Source organism: Martinezella sp. CNPSo 3964, from assembly GCF_057784375.1.
The window spans coordinates 207,380-224,966 of record NZ_JBXSOW010000003.1 but is presented as its reverse complement, the minus strand read 5'-3'; the positions used below and the strand labels follow the sequence as shown (position 1 = coordinate 224,966).

Genomic DNA, 17,587 nt, shown 5'->3' with positions numbered 1-17,587 from the left:
CCACGCCGTCGCAAACGAACACGTTTCAAAACGACAACAATAAGGAGAGGAACTTTGATTGGTGAAGCGCTTACGCTGCAAGGGCTTGAAAAGCGATATGACACATCGCTTGCTGTGGATGGGATTTCACTGGCCATCCGGGCGGGTGAATTCCTGTCGATCCTTGGTCCTTCGGGCTCCGGCAAGACGACGCTGCTAACGATGATCGCCGGCTTCGAGAGCCCGAGCAACGGCCAGATCATGATCGGCCGTCGCGACGTCACCTATATGGCGCCAAACAGGCGCAACATCGGTATGGTATTTCAGCGCTATGCCCTTTTTCCGCACCTGACGGTGGCAGCCAACATCGCTTTTCCGTTGCGCATGCGCCGAATGGACAAGCATCTCATCAGCCGCAAGGTGGAGGCGGTGCTCGCGCAGGTGCATCTCGACGGCTATGGCGATCGATATCCCCATCAACTCTCCGGAGGCCAGCAGCAGCGCGTCGCCGTCGCTCGGGCAATCGTCTTCGAGCCGCCCGTTCTCCTGATGGACGAACCACTTGGGGCCCTCGACAAGAAACTGCGTGAGGCGCTGCAATTGGAAATCAAGAGCTTGCAGCAGCGACTCGGCGCGACTGTCGTCTATGTGACGCATGACCAGGAGGAAGCGCTCACCATGTCTGATCGCGTTGCGGTGGTGGCAGAAGGCCGGCTGGCTCAAGTCGGATCGCCGCTCGAGCTTTACCGTTCGCCTGTCTCAGCCTTTGTCGGAGACTTCATTGGTCGCATGAACTTTCTCGACGGCGAATATCTCGGTCAAGATAGCGGCAACTACATGGTACGGCCAAAAGGCGGCAACGTCGTTGCTACGGCGGCCGCCGAAGACGGGGAAAGCCCCTTTGCCTCTCGCCAAGCTGTCAGTATCGCGGTTCGCCCCGAACGGTTGTCGCTAGCGCCTCATGGCCGCGACCGCGGCGCCATTTTGACGGGCACCATAGACTCAACCGTATTCGCCGGTTCGTTTTTCCTCTTCTTCGTGCGAACCCAGAACGGCGATGACCGCCTCCTGCAGATCCAGATGCCCGTCGGGCATGTGGCCGCAGGTCTTCGTCAAGGAGACCTTGTTGACGTCATCCCCGAAGCAAACGCGTTGCGGTTGTTTGCAAAAGTGGGGGGTTAATCCATGACGTCATCCTTCGCGACACAATCGACAGGGTCTTTCCTTCGCTGGATCCTCACAGGATCGAGCCGCCACTATTCGCCATTATTGGCCATGTTGCTGATCCTGCCCCTGCTCCTCCTCTTGGCGGGAGGCTTCATCTATCCGGTGCTCAGGCTTGTGGGCATCAGCCTTTCCGGGGAAGCTCCGCTTGCCCCCTACCAGCGTGCCTTCGACAGCCCACTTTATATTCAGGTCCTACTCAGAACCTTCCGCATCGCGGCGATCGTGACCGTTGCCTGCTTTGCAATTGGATATCCGACCGCCTATGCGATCGCGCGCATGCGAGGCAAGCTGGCAAAGCTCGGAACAGCATGCTTATTCATTCCGCTATGGACTTCGGTGCTTGTCCGATCCTATGCCTGGATCGTGCTGCTAGGTCGCAACGGCATCATCAACGACGGGCTGATTCAGCTTGGTGTTATCTCGACACCGTTGAAAATGCTTTATACGGAGGGTGCCGTCATTCTCGCGATGACGCATGTGCTGATGCCCTTCATGATCCTGCCGATCCATTCCGCCTTGCGTTCAATGCCGAGCGCTTATGAGCAGGCGGCACGAAATCTCGGCGCCGGCCGGATCGTCGCCTTTTGGCGCGTGACCTTTCCACTCAGCCTATCCGGCGTTTTCGCCGGCTGTGTCATCTGCTTCATTCTCGCCATCGGGTTTTACATCACCCCCGCCCTAGTCGGTGGACCCGGCGCGCTGATGATGGCGACCCTGATCGGTCAGCAGACAATCGTCCTTCTGGATTGGCCATTTGCGGCTGCCCTGTCAGTCATCCTGCTCACCGCGACATTACTGCTGGTGCTGCTCTTTCGCCGCGCGCTCTCTTTCAGCAAAGGTTTGAACAGTGTCCATTGAATCTCAATCTTTGACGCAGCGATTGGCAAACCCGTCATCCGACGCCCGCCGGCATCGCCCGGTCTGGCCGCGGGCGGCGCGGCATACATCCAATCTAATGATTGCGGCGGCGCTGTTCTTTCTCGTCCTTCCGACGCTGCTGGTGATACCGCTGGCACTCAGCGACGCTTCCTATATCACGTTCCCGCCGCAGGGACTGACCCTACGGTGGTTCGAGGCGTATCTATCCGATTCCGACTGGCTGCACTCGACCATTTTCAGCCTGCAGATCGCCGCACTAACCACTGTGGTAGCGACGACCATCGGGACGATGGCGGCGGTTGCCCTTGTACGGGGCAAATTGCCGGGCAAGGCACTACTGCAGGCCCTCTGCCTGGGGCCGATGATCGTGCCGGCAATTGTCTTCGGCGTGGCGCTCTATCTGGTCTTCTCACCTTTGCAACTGACCGGGAATTTGACGGGATTCGTCGTTGCCCATTCGGTGCTGGCGGTGCCTTTTGTCGTCATCATAGTTTCCGCAGCGTTGGAAAGAATGGACCCCCTGCTGGAACTGGCGGCCTTGAGCTGCGGAGCGGGGCGGCTCAGGGCCTTCTTTGCGGTGACACTTCCCAATCTCGCACCGGCGGTCGCGACGGCTGCAGTCTTTGCTTTCCTGACCTCCTTCGACGAAGCGACCGTGGCATTCTTTATCTCTGACACCGGCGGCAAGACGATCAGCCGGAAAATGTTTGAAGACATCGATTTCAACCTGACACCTGTCATTGCCGCCGTCTCGGTCATCATCGTTGCCGTTTCGCTGCTTTTGATGGGTTCAATACATCTCCTGAACAGCCGCCGAGAGCAGCACTAGCGGCAAAAACACCCGCTGCAGGCGGGACAAAAGAGGGAAATATTGATGATAAAAAGAGCAGCCATCCGGCTGAGCGGCATTGCTATGCTTTGCGCAGCCATTCTTGTGGGAGAAACACCCGGTCCAGCATTTTCCAGCGAGCAGGTCGTGATCGCCACGACCGGCGGCGCCTATGATGCGGCGCTACGCAAATGGTGGTTCGAACCATTCACCGCTAAGACCGGTATCCGGGTCGTTTCCGTAGCGGCAACCAACGCGGAGATGCGCGCCAAGGCGACCGCGATGGTGAAAACCGGCAATGTCAGCTGGGATCTCTACCCGGATGGAGAAATCCAGGTGAGCTCAAAGGATCATCTCGCGATTTCCGAGCCGCTTGATAGTTTTTGCACACAATTTAAGGACCGTCAGGATCTTGTTCCCGATGCCTGCATCCCGGCCGGCGTGCGGCTGTTTTCGACAGCCACCTTGATGGCCTACGACCCGCAAGCCTTCAAAGGCAACCAGCCCGTGACCTGGGCGGATATGTGGGATACTTCAAAGTTTCCGGGCGGACGCTCGTTTCCGAATTTCGACGATCCGTGGCGTGTCATGGCGGCTGCCCTTTTGGCAGACGGGGTCAAACGCGAGAACCTGTTTCCGCTCGACGTCGATCGCGCCCTCAAGAAACTTGACGCATTGCGGCCGTCCATCTCGCTCTGGTGGAAAACCGGAGATCAGAGCGTCCAGGGGTTCCGTGAGAAAGATTACAGCATCGGACAGATCTGGCTAACGAGGGCAAGCGCGCTTAAGGCAGAAGGACGTTCAATCGCTTGGTCGAATAAGGCGGCATTTCTGGTGGGCGATCGTCTCACGGTTATCAAGGGCGCGCCCAATCGGGACAATGCTCTGAAGCTCATCGCCTTCTGGTTGGATTCCCCGGAGATTCAGGCCAAGGTGTGCGAGGCATTATTGTGCACGCCGCCTAGCAGCGCGGCGATTATGATGATGCCGCAAGCAGTTCGCGACCAGATGCCGAGCGCCGAAGACGTGCGCGACAGTATCGTCATTCCAGATGCCAAATGGATCAACGAGCATGCCTCGGAATTGCTGGAGCGATGGAACAATTGGGTTCGCTAAGGCAGGATAACGACATGAAAACATTGTACATGAACATGGGCTGCCACGACGTTTGGAAGATAAACGCTCAGTGATCGTTCATTGAATGAACGCTTGACGCCGACGCATCCCCATTACCCCTCTGCAGGAGGTCCGCTGCGAGCAGAAATGCTCGAAGCGCGGCGGGCTTCCTTGCCCAATGACGCCTCCCAGGATGCAGAATTGCCCCTTTTGTCGCGCCGCTACCTTCTCGTTTGGGAATTGCGTTTAGCTAAAACAGCGAACGCGCACGTAAACACGATCCGAAGCATGGAGGCGTCTGGCTCTGCGGGCATCTCGGGCCGGGCGGCAAACGTGCAAGCCGTCCAACGAGCCCTTGAGAGTGCGGGAATTGAATTCCTCAACCATGGACAGCCAGGCGTTCGGCTGATCACGAGAAAGTCTGAATAATAGAAAGGGTAATTGAATGGATGAAAACCAACTTCTCCCGTGCCCATTTTGTAACGGCAAAGCGGAGCGCGCGAAATAGGTGGTTATATGTAAAGATTGCGGATCACGAGGTCCGTACACGAGCGACGATATCGATGACCCCCAATGCGAATATGATTGGAACGAACGCGCAATCGTGACTCAACCCAGCACCAAAAACGACGAGGCCAAAGACTGACATGAACGACGGAAGCGCTGGCGACATGCAGGAATTCTTCGCGGTCATGCGCGAAGAACGGCTCCAGGAAGCCTGCTCTGTTCGAGCATTCAAGAGCACGGTTATTTCCGGCGATCTGCAGGCCTTCGTCGGCGCACTCGGGCAGCTCGAGGCTAGTTTTGTGATAGCGCGCGCCTTCAAGGCCGCATCCAGATTATCCGCGCCGGATGAGCTGCGCGATTTTTTCGGGATATCTGGGTGCGTGACGGCAATAGCCTGCGCTCGGCTGCCGAAGATGATCTGGCCCTTATCGGCGGCCTACGAGCACTGATGCCAAAATACGAGGGCGAAGGGTTGATCCTCTTTCCCGGGGACGGATGGGTGAACAGGTCCAAGCGAACATACGGCATGTCTTGGACGTCCAATTCGGAGATAGGTCGCGATTTCGCGGAATCGCGAGCAAAGCGGTATAGGGATGGGAGTGTGCTGTTGCAGGCATTCGCGCCGAAGGAGGCAATTATCAGCGCACCTGCACAATTCGACGACCGATATCAGAAGGCTGAATATCTTATCGATCGGCGGCTGCTCCGAGACGTTATAGTGCTGCAGCGCTATAGCCGGTCTAGCGATCGACGAGGCCTTTTCCGCGCTGCCCTCTCATGCGCCGCCGATGCCGTCGCAGGATGACGAGTCAGAAACTCCTCCACGGGGCGCCGAAGTCAAGAATTATACGCCTCGAACCCTTGCTGCAGCATGGGGATGTTCCGAGCGTCATATCAGGAACCTCTGTGCGTCCGGCGAGTTGCGATCTTTCAAGCTGGGGGAGAAGCTCATGCGCATCCGCCGTGCCGATGTCGAACGATATGAAATCAATCAAGAAATTCCAGCCGGCGCGCCAGCGGCCGACACCGCAGCTGCAACGAGACCAAACGTTCTGCGCACGACGCGACTCGACCGTACTCCTCTCCTGGCCGTCGATCACAGTGATCTTGTTGTGAGCTATTGCCGGCTGGAAGTCGATCCAGACCGGAACGCCAGCCGCCTCGAGCAAGGTCGCGCCCGAATATTTTCGCTCATTCGTCTTGTCGAGGATCATCAGGACTTCGACGTCCCTGCCCGCAGCCCGCTGCAGCGCATGGATGATTGGCAGCGACGTGAAGCCATAAGCCTGGACGCGGATGAAGGACTTGGCGCGATCGACAACCAGTGAGGGATCCAGCCGTCGAGATAGGAGACGATGCCCGGCACCGGCGTCCCGACGTTCCATGACATAGACCGGCCGCATGGGATAGGCGCGCCAACGTGCCCGCCACAGCCTGCACATGAGTTTCGGTTTCATTGGATGACCTGAGAAAAGAAAAGGAATGGCGTATTATTAATCGCGAATTAGACTTATGATTGAAATCCGCTTCGAATTAAGCGGCAAAAATCATGTTGTAGTTGCGATCCAAAAGTATTTCCTTAAAAATGAGCCTCTCATGCTCGCGGAGGAACGACATGAACATGAAATTCGACCCAACCAAACGTGCCGGTTTTAGCGGCCATAACATTCGCCTTCCCGATGGAACCGTTACGATCCCTGATGAGCCCGGCTTCATCGCCGACGCTCCGCAGTTGCATTCAGTCTTGAAGGATTTGGATGTCCTTTACGGTGGAAAGCTTGAAGGAAAATCCATCATTGACCTTGGTTGCCTAGAGGGCGGCTACGCACTAGAATTCGCGAAACGCGGCATGATCTCGACCGGCCTCGAGGTGCGCCCATCGAACTATGAGAATTGCCTGAAGGTGAAAGGCGCCTTCAATCTGCCTAACCTTAATTTCGTCAATGACGACTGCTGGAATATGACAAAGTATGGCACTTTCGATGTCACCTTCTGCATCGGCCTTCTATACCATCTGGACAGGCCGCGAGACTTCATCCAGCTCATGTCAAGCTGCACCAAGAACGCCATCTTCATTCACACCCACTTCGCCCCGCTTGATGACGAGACCGCCCACACGCTATCCCCAATGACGGAGCATGAGGGCATACCCGGTCGCTGGTTGCCGGAACACCAGGGCGGCAGCAAGGAAGACCTCGACAAACTGAAGTGGCATTCATGGGAAAACCAGAAATCATTCTGGCCCACGCGCCATGGTCTCGTTCATGCGATGCGCGTCGCTGGTTTCGACATGGTTTTCGAGCAGTATGACCTATGGGGTGGAGTGGAGCTTCTCGATGTCCTCGACAAGGGATATTATAAGACCCATCAGCGCGGCCTCTTCGTCGGCATAAAGTCCGACAGCCTTAAGAGCTAGCCGCCTTCAGTTCGGCCAGCTGTTTACCAAGATATTGCACTGTTGCAACCAAGCTTGCGGTAACTTCAGCAGTTGAGGCCTGCATAGACTGATAGACCGGGGATGTCCCGGTCTTCACTCACACCCAGCCATCAGGTGTCGTAGACGCCACGATGTTTTCCATCGTCTCTCCTGCAGCTATGCGGAAACAGCTCGGTTCGGCAAATTGCGAAGCAGTTCCGCTGCGATCAGTGCAAGAGGAAGAACTATTTGACGGCCGACCTTGTGAGCCCTCCCTCGAGAGAACTCATCATGAGTGTGCACCGGCTCATCGAGATCAGGATCATTCGCAAACCGATTTGGAAAGACGTAAAGCTGTAGGAAAGGACAACGGAACTTGCGTGACGAACTGATCGATGATCGGGAGGGCAACTTCGCAGCCGGACAGGATGCCGGCCACGACGATGAGGTGAATGCTCCACGCACGGCGAAGCACCCGGCCCGCATTCGGGACGAGTTTCGGTTTCATGGATTGTCCTTGAAATGAAAAAGGGCGGCTGGAGACCAACCAGATGGAAGACCCTTGATTGAAACCCACTGCGAATTAAGCGGCTAAACTCATGTAGTAGTTGCGCGTCAGAAACATTTAGTTACAAATGGCGCTTCGTTTTCGCGGCGATGCGATATGAAAAAACGCATTGGATTCAGCGGCCACAGCAGCCGCCGTCCCGATGTCTTTTATGTCGATCTTCCTGGCCAAACATGAGATGCAAACATGGATAAAATTGACGCTGGAGTTTCGTTCGGCACTTTCGACGGTGAAGCGTACCTCGACGAAAATCCCGATGTTGCTGCAACTGGCATGGATCCCTGGCGGCACTTCATCTCGCATGGAGTAGCTGAAGGGCGGACATTCTCGCCGCGCAAATCGCCCCAAGCCATCGGATCGGATGCGCAAGCGGTACTTGATATATTCGCTGGTGAATGGAACTCCCAAATGCCGTCAAGCCACGGCCTGAAGGCAATACCCGGGACAACGACCCTTTTCGAGGATCCTCGTATTGGCTGGCTTTACCAGAAGTTCGGCCCCATGACCGGAATGGATATCCTTGAACTTGGGCCGCTCGAAGCAGCGCATACGTATATGCTTCACAATCTCGGCGCCCAGTCGATAACGTCGATCGAAAACAACCCTCGCGCCTATCTAAAGTGTTTGGCGATCAAAGAGATATTCAATCTAAAACGCGCCAATTTTGTTCTCGATGACGCAATACGCCATCTCAATGGCAGCGACAAAAAGTACGACATTGCTGTCGCAAGTGGCATTCTTTACCATATGACGAATCCCATTGCGCTGCTCGATGCCCTGTCGTCGAAGTCTGATCGACTGTTCTTCTGGACCCAATATTTTGACCAAAACATTATCGCAAAACGACCCGATAGCAGCATCTATCAGCCTGCATCTGAGATCGCGCCTGGTTATTTTGGATCTAAACGGGCCTATCCGCGGGAAGTGATGGACTTAGCAATTTTCTCCGGTGGCGATGCGCCCTATGCGATTTGGATGACCCGGGAAAGCATCATCGGCTATCTGCGATCCAAGGGCTTCCAAGCAATCGACATCGCCTTCGATGATCCATACCACGTTAATGGGCCAGCCTTTGCTCTCTGTGCGCGCCGAAATCAAGCGGCTTAATGGAACCGGTCAAGGCCAGAAGGACGAACAGCAGGTTCGCCGGGAAATATGTCAGATAGCGGATGATCATAGCGCAGCCGCAGCCGTGAAGAAGTCGTCGATCTGCTGATCGGTAAAGCTCAGCGCCGCGAAGCCAGCGGCCATCATAGGTTCCGTCCGGACGAACGAGCCGGAATATTCATAGGCGATCTGGACAGCCTTCGATTGGCTGGAAACCCATGCGTCTACCTGATCGAGGAGACCGGCTGCGAGAAGCTGCAGCTTGAACTGGCGGGAGGAGACGGCAGCGGATACGACCACTTGGCCGCTGATAAATTGCGCCGACCCTGGTTGATGACGAGATCCGACAATTGCTCATCCGTGATAGGCAGCGCATCGGAGGGGATAGCCTCGACCGCAGTGACCGCGCCTGCGGTCCTGGTGTTGAATCACACGACCAAATGCCTCGGCCTGTAAAGCGTCGAGACGGTTGGATGCCCAAAAGACTCCGGCGAGCGGACATTTCTCAAACACATCGGCGTCTGGAGTCTCTGAGGAGAAAATGTCCACAAGCTATTTGGTTTTTATCGGCGGCATTTAATGAGATGAGCCACCACCTTAATGCTCAGAAGTCAGACTTGACTTGTCATTTGCAATATAAGAACATAAAGGGAACACTCGGATCTTACCGTGACCTGCGCAGAGCAGATTGTTGAGCAGGCGCCCTCGAAATCCGAATTCAATCGAAGGGCTGAAAGATCTCTTCTGCTACCCTATCCGCTTGGCACAGAATCAACATCGGACTGGCGTTGTAGTCGTATCGTACCTACAACTGGAATCATCAGAAAGGGTCCCGCTCTCCATGAAGTTCAGCCTCGATCATCTGCCGGAACGCAAACGCTTGGAATTGTCTCGAATTGTCGAGATTGTGCATGAGGAATTCGAGGATGCGCTGAAGGAAGGCACGGCCGATTTCAAGAAGAAGGGGCGTATCCTCAAGATCATTCTTTTCGGCTCCTATGCTCGTGGCGATTGGGTCGATGAAGAGCATACCGGCAAAGGCTATAAGTCCGACTACGATCTGCTGGTGATCGTCAACAATCGCAAGCTGACCGACTTCGGTTCATACTGGCGCAAGGCCGCCGACCGTCTTCCCCGTATCGTCAAACCGCCAGTCAGCCTCAACGTGCATTCGCTCCGCGAGGTCAACACAGCACTGAAGCTGGGCAAATATTTCTTCAGCGAGATCCGTCGTGACGGCATCGTTCTTTATGAACTCGATGACGAAGAACTCGCCGAGCCGAAGCCGCTCACGCCAACAGAAGAACATCGTGCGGCTCAACAGCATTTTAAGAGATTTCAAAGAAGCCAAAAGCTTCTAAAAGGCGCTCGATTTTACGCAAACGAGGGTGACCCAGACGAAGCAGCATTCCTGCTCCATCAAGCGATTGAACAGGCCTATTCGACCTTACTGCTGACATTGACGAATTACAGCCCTGCCTCACACAACCTCAACCATTTAAGGACACTTGCCGAAGGCCGCGATCAGCGGCTTGCTGAGATCTGGCCACAAGATCGGCTACGCTATACTGCCTGGTTCAACATCATCAACCAAGCCTACGTGAAAGCCCGCTATTCCGAGCATTTCAAAATCAGCGAGGAAGCACTCGCCTGGCTTGGCGAACGTACGGACGCACTTCAGCAACTGGTAAAAGCGATTTATGAGGAACATATCGAAAAGCTGCGGAAAAAGCTCTGAGCACTGCAGGCAAGCGCTTATCGACGTTCTTTGCCGCCGTCAGCAATTTCGCAGCCTTTCTTCAGTCAGTTGGCACTCATCGGATCGGTTCTGCCCGGCCATTTGTGACCATAGGAAACCGAGACTAACGCGGTTTTCCATGTGAGTTTATAGAGACCGCGCCCCTCGAAAAGTCCGTGGCTGGCATTTCGCCGCCACGCATCAGGCAAAACACCTGGAACCAGAAATGGGCGTCGGTAGCACGTCCATCTACCTTCGCGCCTAAGGCGCACCAAGCCACAGCAAGCGTGGCATCGGGACCATAAGCCGCCTTTGCAGCTGAGACTGCGGCTGTCATATCCGTGCCAGACCAAACAGAGATGTCATCATCCGAAGATGACGCCAGGCGATATTTTGATGTACCCACAAAAGTCATAGGAAGCTCTCCCGTGAATGTCCGACACGGGACGAAAGTTTGGCCGGACTTTATTCTCACAAGTGAGTCACGACCGCGAATGTCGCATGTGTCGTGTGATCCCTGGCCACTTCCTATTTTATCTCAACTTCCACTAGCCTTGAATCCTGGGCGAGCCACCTAAATTCGCCCTCACCGAGCCCTTCTTTTGTTGCAACAAAAATGTGATCCACCACATATCATTTTCTCTCTTTACGTGCAATAAAGATTTGTGACAGATAAATTATAGCTATTTCTGGTGGAATAAGAAAGAATTACGACTTATATCAGAGATTTTTGTTGCATCAAAATAACCAGCGCTGCGCGGAATCTCTAATTCTCTGATCTTCCGCGTGCTGTCGCCCAATGGTCGAAAGGTTATCATCAATGAAGCCACTCATCCTGATTTGCTCCACAGATTACGAATTCTACCTTCTGCTCGCCCAAATTCTCAATATGGGAGGTCTTGAATCTTCGCTGGCGGAAGGAGCGGAGGAAGCACTAGCTCGCGTGAAATCCGATGATTTGATGGCCGTGATAATAGACTATCATAGTGACGCCTTCCGTATCGGCGATCTTGTAGGCCAGATCAGGGAAACACTGGCCGATAAAGCGCTACCGATCGCGGTCTTCGTGGGAGCAGGCAATCAGCAACTTTATCTCGAGGTGCTCAAGACCGGCGTGAGCGAGATTTTTATGCGCCCGTTCAACCCAGAGCGTTTTCTAGCTTATCTGTCAGACTTATCGCCAGACGGCAACGCAAGATCTTGCGCGGAAAGAGCCTCCGGCAACTCGCTTATTTATGCGGAAATCACGATGCAACTCGATACCATGCGCGTCGAGTGCAACGGCGTGGACGTCCAACTCAGTCCGATCGAATTTCGCCTTCTTCAGCATTTTCTACAGAAACCAGGCTACGTCTTCAGCCGCGACGCCCTCATCGCGGCTGCATGGCCGCAAGGTACGTTTGTGGAGCCCCGCACCGTCGACGTTCATGTCGGGCGCCTTCGGCGGGGCATCAAAGGCGTCCTAGGTCGCGATATTATCCGCACGGTGCGGGCTAGCGGTTATGCGCTCGATGAGCGTCGGAATGTAGATCGGGCGTCGTGAGCATCGAGATCGCGGGGAAACTCCGCTGAGCTTCAATGTGACATTCCGCCTGCAGTGCTTATTAAGCTTCACGCTTTCGAAAAAGCGCCGTCACAGAACCGTCAAGCAATATTACCGAAACGATCGTTGTTCGCAGACCCATTCCACGGCAATAAAATAGCATCGCGTCGCCGATGAGATGCGATGTGCCGCAGTAGATGTCCATTTTCTGCTGTGCCGCTGCTCCGCTACGAACAAATTGGATATTCCCATGAGCGATGATCGTCATTCGCCCACCGCTTCGGCTGTGTCGCGATCCCACCGCAATACACTCAGCGTGATCGTTTCCGCCGATCAAAATCTTGCTGCGGCCGAGCAGGAGGGAGTCATGGCGCTTTACGCGGACCCGGATAAGGATCGCTCCGTCCTGTTGCGCACGGTGCGTCAGAAGAGACAAGTGACTGACTTCGTTCGCTGCTCTTATCTGGGCCTTGACAATCATCCGCTCATCCTCGAAGGCGCAATAGAGGCGGTTCAACGATGCAAGGCGCTCCATTGGTCCTGCGCAAGAACGAGGCTTAATTTCAGCCTGCTAGGCGAACTGGAGGAAGCGCTCTCCGACTTGTTTGCCGCGCGCGTCATAACCTACACGACGGTTCTCGCCGCTAATATGGGAGCCCTACCGCTCCTCGCCTCCGGATACCTCACTGAGAACAAAAGACCCGCAATCGTTTTCGACCGGTTGGCGCATGCGACGCTTGCGTTTCACAAGCCGGTCGTGGCGAATGAAACAGCGATTGAAACGATTGCTCATAACGATCTGAACGCACTCGAGGATATTTGCAGACGCAACGATCGCGTAGCCTATGTATGCGATGGCGTCTATTCTATGGGCGGCAGCGCACCGATTGCCGACCTCCTGGCACTCCAGGATCGGTACGGCCTATTTCTCTATATCGACGATGCCCATGGCATTTCCTTGTTCGGGAAGTCTGGAGAGGGCTTTGTACGATCCCAGGTCGGCGCAACCCTTGGCGAACGCACAATCATTGCGGCATCACTCGGCAAAGGCTTTGGAGCGTCGGGCGGCTTGCTAATGCTCGGCACTCCTCGGCAAGAAGAATTGTTCCGTCGCTTTTCGATTGCCTATGCCTTTTCCGCGTCGCTTAATCTAGCTGCAATCGGCGCTGCTATGGCGTCTCAGGCGCTGCACCGCACCGATGAGCTCAAATTACGCCAGGACGCGCTTACGGATCGGTTAGCTGTTTTCGATAGGTTGGTTGCCAGCGAACAAGCCGGCTCAAAGCTTCCAATCCGCACCATAGAGTTCGGCGACGAAAGACAATCCATTCGTGCCGCGGCCCATATCCTCAACAAAGGTTACTACACCTCTGCGATCTTCTTTCCCACGGTCGCAAAGGGTAAGGCTGGCTTGCGGGTCTGCCCTACCGCCAGGCATGGCATTCGGGAAATTGAAGGGTTGGGACGTGCGATCAACGAGGCGCTCGCCGAACGAGGAACAGATCCATGATCGACCCAATCAGCATCATTCTGATTGAGGCCTGGGAAATTAGCCCCAACATCAAATCAAAGGCAGATGGGATCGAAATGCTGAAATATATCGCCCAAGCATACGTCACCTTACCCGATTCCGTTATATGGCTTGAGCAGATTTGCAGACACGCTGCCGAGGTATGCCCTTCCATAATTTCCAACGGACGAGAAAAATGGATCGAATGCGAGCAAGTACACCCAATTATCAGCACGACGGATTTTATTGCTGAGAGGACCTGCAGGCAAATTCGGCATGGCAACAGATCTGCAACCACCGACGGAGCCGACAGGTTTCTCAACTTCGGCGACGCTTGCGTCATCATACGGCCAACCAACGACGGTTTATTTGTTCGCATTTTCGCCCGAGACGTCGTCATTTTTTGCGGAGTTCGAACACTTCTGGAAGGTAGTCTCTCGAAACTCGCGGCCATCTCCAATGAGGCAATCGAGTGGTTCCCTGCAGGTCTTGAACCGCTTCAGCTGCCGTCACATGGTAGGGAGCATTAGTCCAGAGATATCGGTCGCTGTTGGCAATTGGATTGGTGCCGTTGCGGCCCCTTATGCTGCTCGCGATCTCGCCGCCTCGGTCGCGGGCGCGGGAACCAGCTGTATCAACTCCATCAACACCGCCGTCGCAATGTTGCGCGCGTAGCGCGCTGCCCGCCATCGAGCAGAAAATTTGAACCACGCAGACACCCGAGCGGGTCCGGCGCAGTGAGCAGATTGTCAGCAGATAAGAAAGATGGTGTTCAAAAACGCCTTAACACGAACCGGAAACACCGCCGCCCGAGAAGGCTTATTGATGGCGCTGAAGAACAGAATACATCCGAGCTTGCTTCTCATGCTGGTGCCGATCGCAGTGACAACGCTGACACTCGGTATCACTGGATGGCAGTGGCATGATTTGGCGATCGGCATGCCAGCGCGAATCGCCTATTGGTTTTTGCGAGTAGGTCCCCTTCCCAATATCCTTCTCGGACCTATCGCGTCACTTCTAACGGTTTCGGCATTGCCGCTGCATCGTCGCCGGCCGATCGCTTTTGCGAGCCTTCTTTGCTTTTCATGCGTGGCAGGCTTTTACGCCCTGCGGGAATATGCCCGTCTGGTTCCGTGGGTGGAGAATGGCGTCGTCATATGGAGCGAGGCGCTCACTTATCTCGACGCCTTCGCGGTTGCCGGGACCATTCTCGGATTTGGTATTGTGGCAATGTCGGCGCGCATGTCCATCGTCGTTTCCGATCCGATCAAGCGCGCCAAGCGCGGCATTTTCGGCGATGCCGATTGGCTGCCCATGCCGGAAATGGCTAAGCTCTTCCCCTCGGACGGAGAGATCGTTATCGGTGAGCGCTACCGCGTCGACCGTGATCGCGTGCATAAGTTGCCCTTTGATCCCAATGATCACGAGACTTGGGGGCAAGGTGGCGAGGCGCCACTCATGACCTTCAATCAGAATTTCGATTCCACCCATATGTTGTTCTTCGCAGGCTCCGGCGGCTTCAAGACAACCAGCAATGTCATTCCAACAGCGCTGCGCTACAAGGGGCCGCTGATCTGTCTCGATCCATCAACTGAGGTCGCGCCGATGGTTCTCGAACATCGCACCCACGCGCTCGGTCGCGAAGTCATGGTACTCGACCCGACCAATCCAGGCATGGGCTTCAACGTTCTTGATGGGATCGAGAGATCGATGCGTAAGGAAGAGGACATCGTTGGGATTGCCCATATGCTTTTGTCGGAAAGCCTACGCTTCGACACCTCGACTGGCTCCTATTTCCAGAACCAGGCGCACAATCTATTAACTGGGCTTTTGGCGCATGTGATGCTATCGCCCGATTACGCCGGCCGCCGCAACCTGCGTAGCCTACGCCTGATCGTTTCCGAGCCGGAACCGTCGGTGCTTGCCATGCTACGCGACATCCAGGAAAATTCCGCGTCGGCCTTTATCCGCGAAACCCTCGGTGTCTTCACCAATATGACTGAGCAGACCTTCTCCGGCGTATATTCGACCGCATCCAAGGATACGCAATGGCTGTCGCTCGACAATTATGCCGCCCTAGTTTGTGGTAACGCGTTCAAATCGAGCGACATCGCCTCTGGACGGAAGGACGTCTTCCTCAATATCCCCGCTTCGATCCTGCGCTCCTATCCGGGCATTGGCCGGGTGATCGTCGGTTCGCTGATCAATGCCATGGTTCGGGCCGACGGCGACTTCCGGCACCGAGCGCTCTTAATGCTCGACGAGGTCGATCTACTGGGTTATATGCGCATTCTTGAAGAAGCGCGCGACCGCGGGCGCAAGTACGGCATCACACTGATGCTGATGTACCAATCCGTCGGCCAGCTCGAGCGTCACTTCGGAAAGGATGGAGCGACCTCCTGGATCGAAGGATGCGCTTTCACATCCTACGCCGCAATCAAGGCGCTCGATACAGCACGAAATGTCTCCGCCCTATGTGGAGACATGACGGTCGAAGTCCGGGGACGTTCGCGCAACCTCGGCTGGAGCAATTCCAATAGCAGCGCCCGCCAATCCGAAAGCCTCAGTTTCCAGCGCCGACCGCTGATCATGCCGCACGAAATCACCCAGTCGATGCGCAAAGATGAGCAGATCATCATTGTCCAGGGCCACAGTCCAATTCGCTGCGGGCGAGCAATCTATTTCCGACGCAAGGAGATGGATCAGGCGGCAAAGCTCAACCGCTTTTTGAAATTCTAGGCTTTGGCGTTGACCGCGAAGGCAATAACGAATTCCGATAGCCAGCGGTGATAGAGCGTGTGACCTGGCGTTAATTTCTCCGTTGTGCGATCTGTTCGACAAGGTCACATGCGGAAGCTGGTTTTCCGCTTTCACGCCTGTCTAGTTGACAAACGCGTAGCAACTATCATTTTTCACGGCTTGCTCTATATGGATTTTTTCAACACCTCCTAGTGCCGCCATTCTGGTGATCGTGAATGAGTGGAAAGACAACAAGCCAGCCGACAACGAGTTAAGTGATTCTGCGCGGGAATTAAATGCGGGTCCTACATTTCTTCAAGACGTATTGGCCAGATACCTTCGGAGGCGTCGAGCGGACGATTCATGCGATTATCAGGGGCGCCGCCACAAAGGGTATAGAATCCGAGGTCCTATCGCTGAGCAAAATTCCAACAGAAAGTACAGCCAGATTTCATGGGTACATGGCCTATAAATCGAAGCTTGATTTTGAGTTTGCATCAACTGGATTCTCGCGCGACGTCTTCAGAAGGTTTCGCGAGCTGTCAAATACGGCTGATATTGTTCACTACCATTTTCCTTGGCCACTGATGGACGCAGTTCATCTTGTTCATCCTCCCCATAAGCCGACCGTTGTTACCTACCACTCGGATATCGTGAAGCAAAAGTTTCTACTGAAGCTGTACAGGCCGCTAATGCACCGCTTCCTCGACAGTGTCGACACAATCGTAGCTACGTCTCCAAACTATCTTGCAACCAGCGACGTATTACAGCGATACAAAGCAAAGACAGTCGTCATTCCATTAGGGCTTGACGAAGCGGAATATCCCAGGGCAGAGGAAGACACGAAGACGCGCTGGCGCGAGCGTCTACCTCGGCCTTTCTTTCTTTTTGTCGGTGTTCTGCGCTACTATAAGGGCGTTCATATTCTTCTGGAGGCCGCGAAGCGGACTGATCTGGATATTGTTATCGTTGGAGACGGTCCGATGGATCGTTCGTTGCAAAAATATGCGAAGGCCAACAATCTGGCAAACGTGTACTTTCTTGGCGCGTTGCCGGACATAGACAAATCAGCCCTCTTCGAACTGTGTACCGGCTTCGTATTCCCTTCCCATTTGCGATCGGAGGCCTTTGGCCTTTCCCTGATCGAGGCTGCCATGTTCGGCAAACCTATGGTTTCCTGCGAGATCGGAACCGGAACAAGTTTCGTCAATATCGAAGGAAAGACGGGGGTCGTCATCCCCCCCAACGACGCGGAAGCCTTGGCAACGGCAATGAATGGCATCGCCAATGACCGCATACGTTCAGCCAACCAAGGCAGCGCGGCACGGGCGCGCTACCAGGAAAATTTCACCGCGGAACGCATGGGAAACGCCTATGCGGCGCTTTATCGGGACCTGTTGGCACGGCCATAGGCCTTTTCTTCGCAAAA

Annotated in this window: 16 protein-coding genes and 2 pseudogenes; 14 read left to right on the top strand and 4 right to left on the bottom strand. The window is 54.9% G+C overall.

Annotation, left to right across the window (positions count from 1 at the left end; translation table 11 throughout):
- The first annotated feature begins 54 nt into the window (after positions 1–54).
- From AC13Q5_RS11550 to AC13Q5_RS11525, 6 genes and pseudogenes are all read left to right on the top strand, one after another.
- Positions 55–1,161, top strand: a complete 1,107-nt coding sequence (locus AC13Q5_RS11550; RefSeq protein ID WP_488501746.1) for an ABC transporter ATP-binding protein — start codon at positions 55–57, stop codon at positions 1,159–1,161.
- Between the two features lie 3 nt (positions 1,162–1,164).
- A complete protein-coding gene (locus tag AC13Q5_RS11545; protein WP_488501745.1) occupies positions 1,165–2,064 on the top strand; it encodes an ABC transporter permease in 900 nt (299 codons plus the stop codon).
- 97 nt (positions 2,065–2,161) lie between these two features.
- Positions 2,162–2,914 (top strand): ABC transporter permease, encoded by a 753-nt coding sequence (locus tag AC13Q5_RS11540; RefSeq protein ID WP_488501744.1) that lies wholly within the window; start codon positions 2,162–2,164, stop codon positions 2,912–2,914.
- An 84-nt stretch (positions 2,915–2,998) separates the two neighbouring features.
- The gene (locus AC13Q5_RS11535) at positions 2,999–4,030 is read left to right on the top strand and encodes an ABC transporter substrate-binding protein (protein ID WP_488502008.1); all 1,032 of its coding nucleotides are present in this window, start codon (positions 2,999–3,001) and stop codon (positions 4,028–4,030) included.
- 647 nt (positions 4,031–4,677) lie between these two features.
- Positions 4,678–4,986, top strand: coding sequence for a hypothetical protein (locus tag AC13Q5_RS11530; RefSeq protein WP_488501743.1), 309 nt, complete (start codon positions 4,678–4,680; stop codon positions 4,984–4,986).
- A gap of 339 nt (positions 4,987–5,325) precedes the next feature.
- Positions 5,326–5,508: pseudogene (locus AC13Q5_RS11525) on the top strand (helix-turn-helix domain-containing protein); the annotation flags it as partial.
- Positions 5,509–5,682: 174 nt separating this feature from the next.
- Here AC13Q5_RS11525 and AC13Q5_RS11520 read toward each other — a convergent pair.
- Positions 5,683–5,922, bottom strand: a pseudogene (locus AC13Q5_RS11520) (phospholipase D-like domain-containing protein); the annotation flags it as partial.
- A gap of 230 nt (positions 5,923–6,152) precedes the next feature.
- Here AC13Q5_RS11520 and AC13Q5_RS11515 point away from each other — a divergent pair.
- Positions 6,153–6,953, top strand: coding sequence for a class I SAM-dependent methyltransferase (locus AC13Q5_RS11515; protein ID WP_488501742.1), 801 nt, complete (start codon positions 6,153–6,155; stop codon positions 6,951–6,953).
- Between the two features lie 322 nt (positions 6,954–7,275).
- Here AC13Q5_RS11515 and AC13Q5_RS11510 read toward each other — a convergent pair whose 3' ends face one another.
- Positions 7,276–7,461, bottom strand: a complete 186-nt coding sequence (locus AC13Q5_RS11510) for a DUF7940 domain-containing protein (RefSeq protein ID WP_488501741.1) — start codon at positions 7,459–7,461, stop codon at positions 7,276–7,278.
- Positions 7,462–7,707: 246 nt separating this feature from the next.
- On the opposite strand from AC13Q5_RS11510, the gene AC13Q5_RS11505 reads away from it, so the two are divergent.
- Positions 7,708–8,628: a DUF1698 domain-containing protein gene (locus tag AC13Q5_RS11505; RefSeq protein ID WP_488501740.1), complete on the top strand. Its 921-nt coding sequence runs from the start codon at positions 7,708–7,710 to the stop codon at positions 8,626–8,628.
- Positions 8,629–8,694: 66 nt separating this feature from the next.
- Here the strand turns inward: AC13Q5_RS11505 and AC13Q5_RS11500 are convergent, their stop codons facing one another.
- Positions 8,695–8,928: a hypothetical protein gene (locus tag AC13Q5_RS11500; protein WP_488501739.1), complete on the bottom strand. Its 234-nt coding sequence runs from the start codon at positions 8,926–8,928 to the stop codon at positions 8,695–8,697.
- A gap of 541 nt (positions 8,929–9,469) precedes the next feature.
- Here AC13Q5_RS11500 and AC13Q5_RS11495 point away from each other — a divergent pair.
- On the top strand, positions 9,470–10,366 hold the full coding sequence (locus tag AC13Q5_RS11495) for a nucleotidyltransferase and HEPN domain-containing protein (RefSeq protein WP_488501738.1): 897 nt from the start codon (positions 9,470–9,472) through the stop codon (positions 10,364–10,366).
- 124 nt (positions 10,367–10,490) lie between these two features.
- On the opposite strand, the gene AC13Q5_RS11490 is transcribed toward AC13Q5_RS11495, so the two are convergent.
- A complete protein-coding gene (locus AC13Q5_RS11490) occupies positions 10,491–10,781 on the bottom strand; it encodes a hypothetical protein (protein WP_488501737.1) in 291 nt (96 codons plus the stop codon).
- Between the two features lie 405 nt (positions 10,782–11,186).
- Between AC13Q5_RS11490 and AC13Q5_RS11485 the strand changes: the two genes are divergently transcribed.
- The 5 genes from AC13Q5_RS11485 (at position 11,187) to AC13Q5_RS11465 (ending at position 17,570) form a co-directional block, all read left to right on the top strand.
- Positions 11,187–11,909 carry a winged helix-turn-helix transcriptional regulator gene (locus AC13Q5_RS11485; protein ID WP_488501736.1) on the top strand — a complete coding sequence of 241 codons (723 nt, stop codon included), beginning with the start codon at positions 11,187–11,189 and terminating at the stop codon, positions 11,907–11,909.
- Positions 11,910–12,159: 250 nt separating this feature from the next.
- Positions 12,160–13,419 (top strand): 8-amino-7-oxononanoate synthase family protein, encoded by a 1,260-nt coding sequence (locus tag AC13Q5_RS11480; RefSeq protein ID WP_488501735.1) that lies wholly within the window; start codon positions 12,160–12,162, stop codon positions 13,417–13,419.
- A complete protein-coding gene (rctB, locus tag AC13Q5_RS11475; protein ID WP_488501734.1) occupies positions 13,416–13,949 on the top strand; it encodes an SMa0974 family conjugal transfer regulator in 534 nt (177 codons plus the stop codon). Before AC13Q5_RS11480 ends, rctB begins: the two co-directional genes overlap by 4 nt.
- Positions 13,950–14,244: 295 nt before the next feature.
- Complete coding sequence (gene traG / locus AC13Q5_RS11470) at positions 14,245–16,158, top strand: Ti-type conjugative transfer system protein TraG (protein WP_488501733.1); 1,914 nt, start codon at positions 14,245–14,247, stop codon at positions 16,156–16,158.
- Between the two features lie 296 nt (positions 16,159–16,454).
- Positions 16,455–17,570 (top strand): glycosyltransferase family 4 protein, encoded by a 1,116-nt coding sequence (locus tag AC13Q5_RS11465; RefSeq protein WP_488501732.1) that lies wholly within the window; start codon positions 16,455–16,457, stop codon positions 17,568–17,570.
- The last annotated feature ends 17 nt before the right edge of the window (positions 17,571–17,587 follow it).

Bases quoted from the DNA above. Each gene is read 5' to 3' on its own strand.
- AC13Q5_RS11530 (WP_488501743.1), top strand. From the start codon at position 4,678: ATGAACGACGGAAGCGCTGGCGACATGCAGGAATTCTTCGCGGTCATG.
- traG (WP_488501733.1), top strand. From the start codon at position 14,245: ATGGCGCTGAAGAACAGAATACATCCGAGCTTGCTTCTCATGCTGGTG.
- AC13Q5_RS11495 (WP_488501738.1), top strand. From the start codon at position 9,470: ATGAAGTTCAGCCTCGATCATCTGCCGGAACGCAAACGCTTGGAATTG.
- AC13Q5_RS11535 (WP_488502008.1), top strand. From the start codon at position 2,999: ATGCTTTGCGCAGCCATTCTTGTGGGAGAAACACCCGGTCCAGCATTT.
- AC13Q5_RS11480 (WP_488501735.1), top strand. From the start codon at position 12,160: ATGAGCGATGATCGTCATTCGCCCACCGCTTCGGCTGTGTCGCGATCC.
- AC13Q5_RS11515 (WP_488501742.1), top strand. From the start codon at position 6,153: ATGAACATGAAATTCGACCCAACCAAACGTGCCGGTTTTAGCGGCCAT.
- rctB (WP_488501734.1), top strand. From the start codon at position 13,416: ATGATCGACCCAATCAGCATCATTCTGATTGAGGCCTGGGAAATTAGC.
- AC13Q5_RS11510 (WP_488501741.1), bottom strand. From the start codon at position 7,461: ATGAAACCGAAACTCGTCCCGAATGCGGGCCGGGTGCTTCGCCGTGCG.
- AC13Q5_RS11485 (WP_488501736.1), top strand. From the start codon at position 11,187: ATGAAGCCACTCATCCTGATTTGCTCCACAGATTACGAATTCTACCTT.
- AC13Q5_RS11505 (WP_488501740.1), top strand. From the start codon at position 7,708: ATGGATAAAATTGACGCTGGAGTTTCGTTCGGCACTTTCGACGGTGAA.
- AC13Q5_RS11490 (WP_488501737.1), bottom strand. From the start codon at position 10,781: ATGACTTTTGTGGGTACATCAAAATATCGCCTGGCGTCATCTTCGGAT.
- AC13Q5_RS11545 (WP_488501745.1), top strand. From the start codon at position 1,165: ATGACGTCATCCTTCGCGACACAATCGACAGGGTCTTTCCTTCGCTGG.
- AC13Q5_RS11465 (WP_488501732.1), top strand. From the start codon at position 16,455: ATGCGGGTCCTACATTTCTTCAAGACGTATTGGCCAGATACCTTCGGA.
- AC13Q5_RS11540 (WP_488501744.1), top strand. From the start codon at position 2,162: ATGATTGCGGCGGCGCTGTTCTTTCTCGTCCTTCCGACGCTGCTGGTG.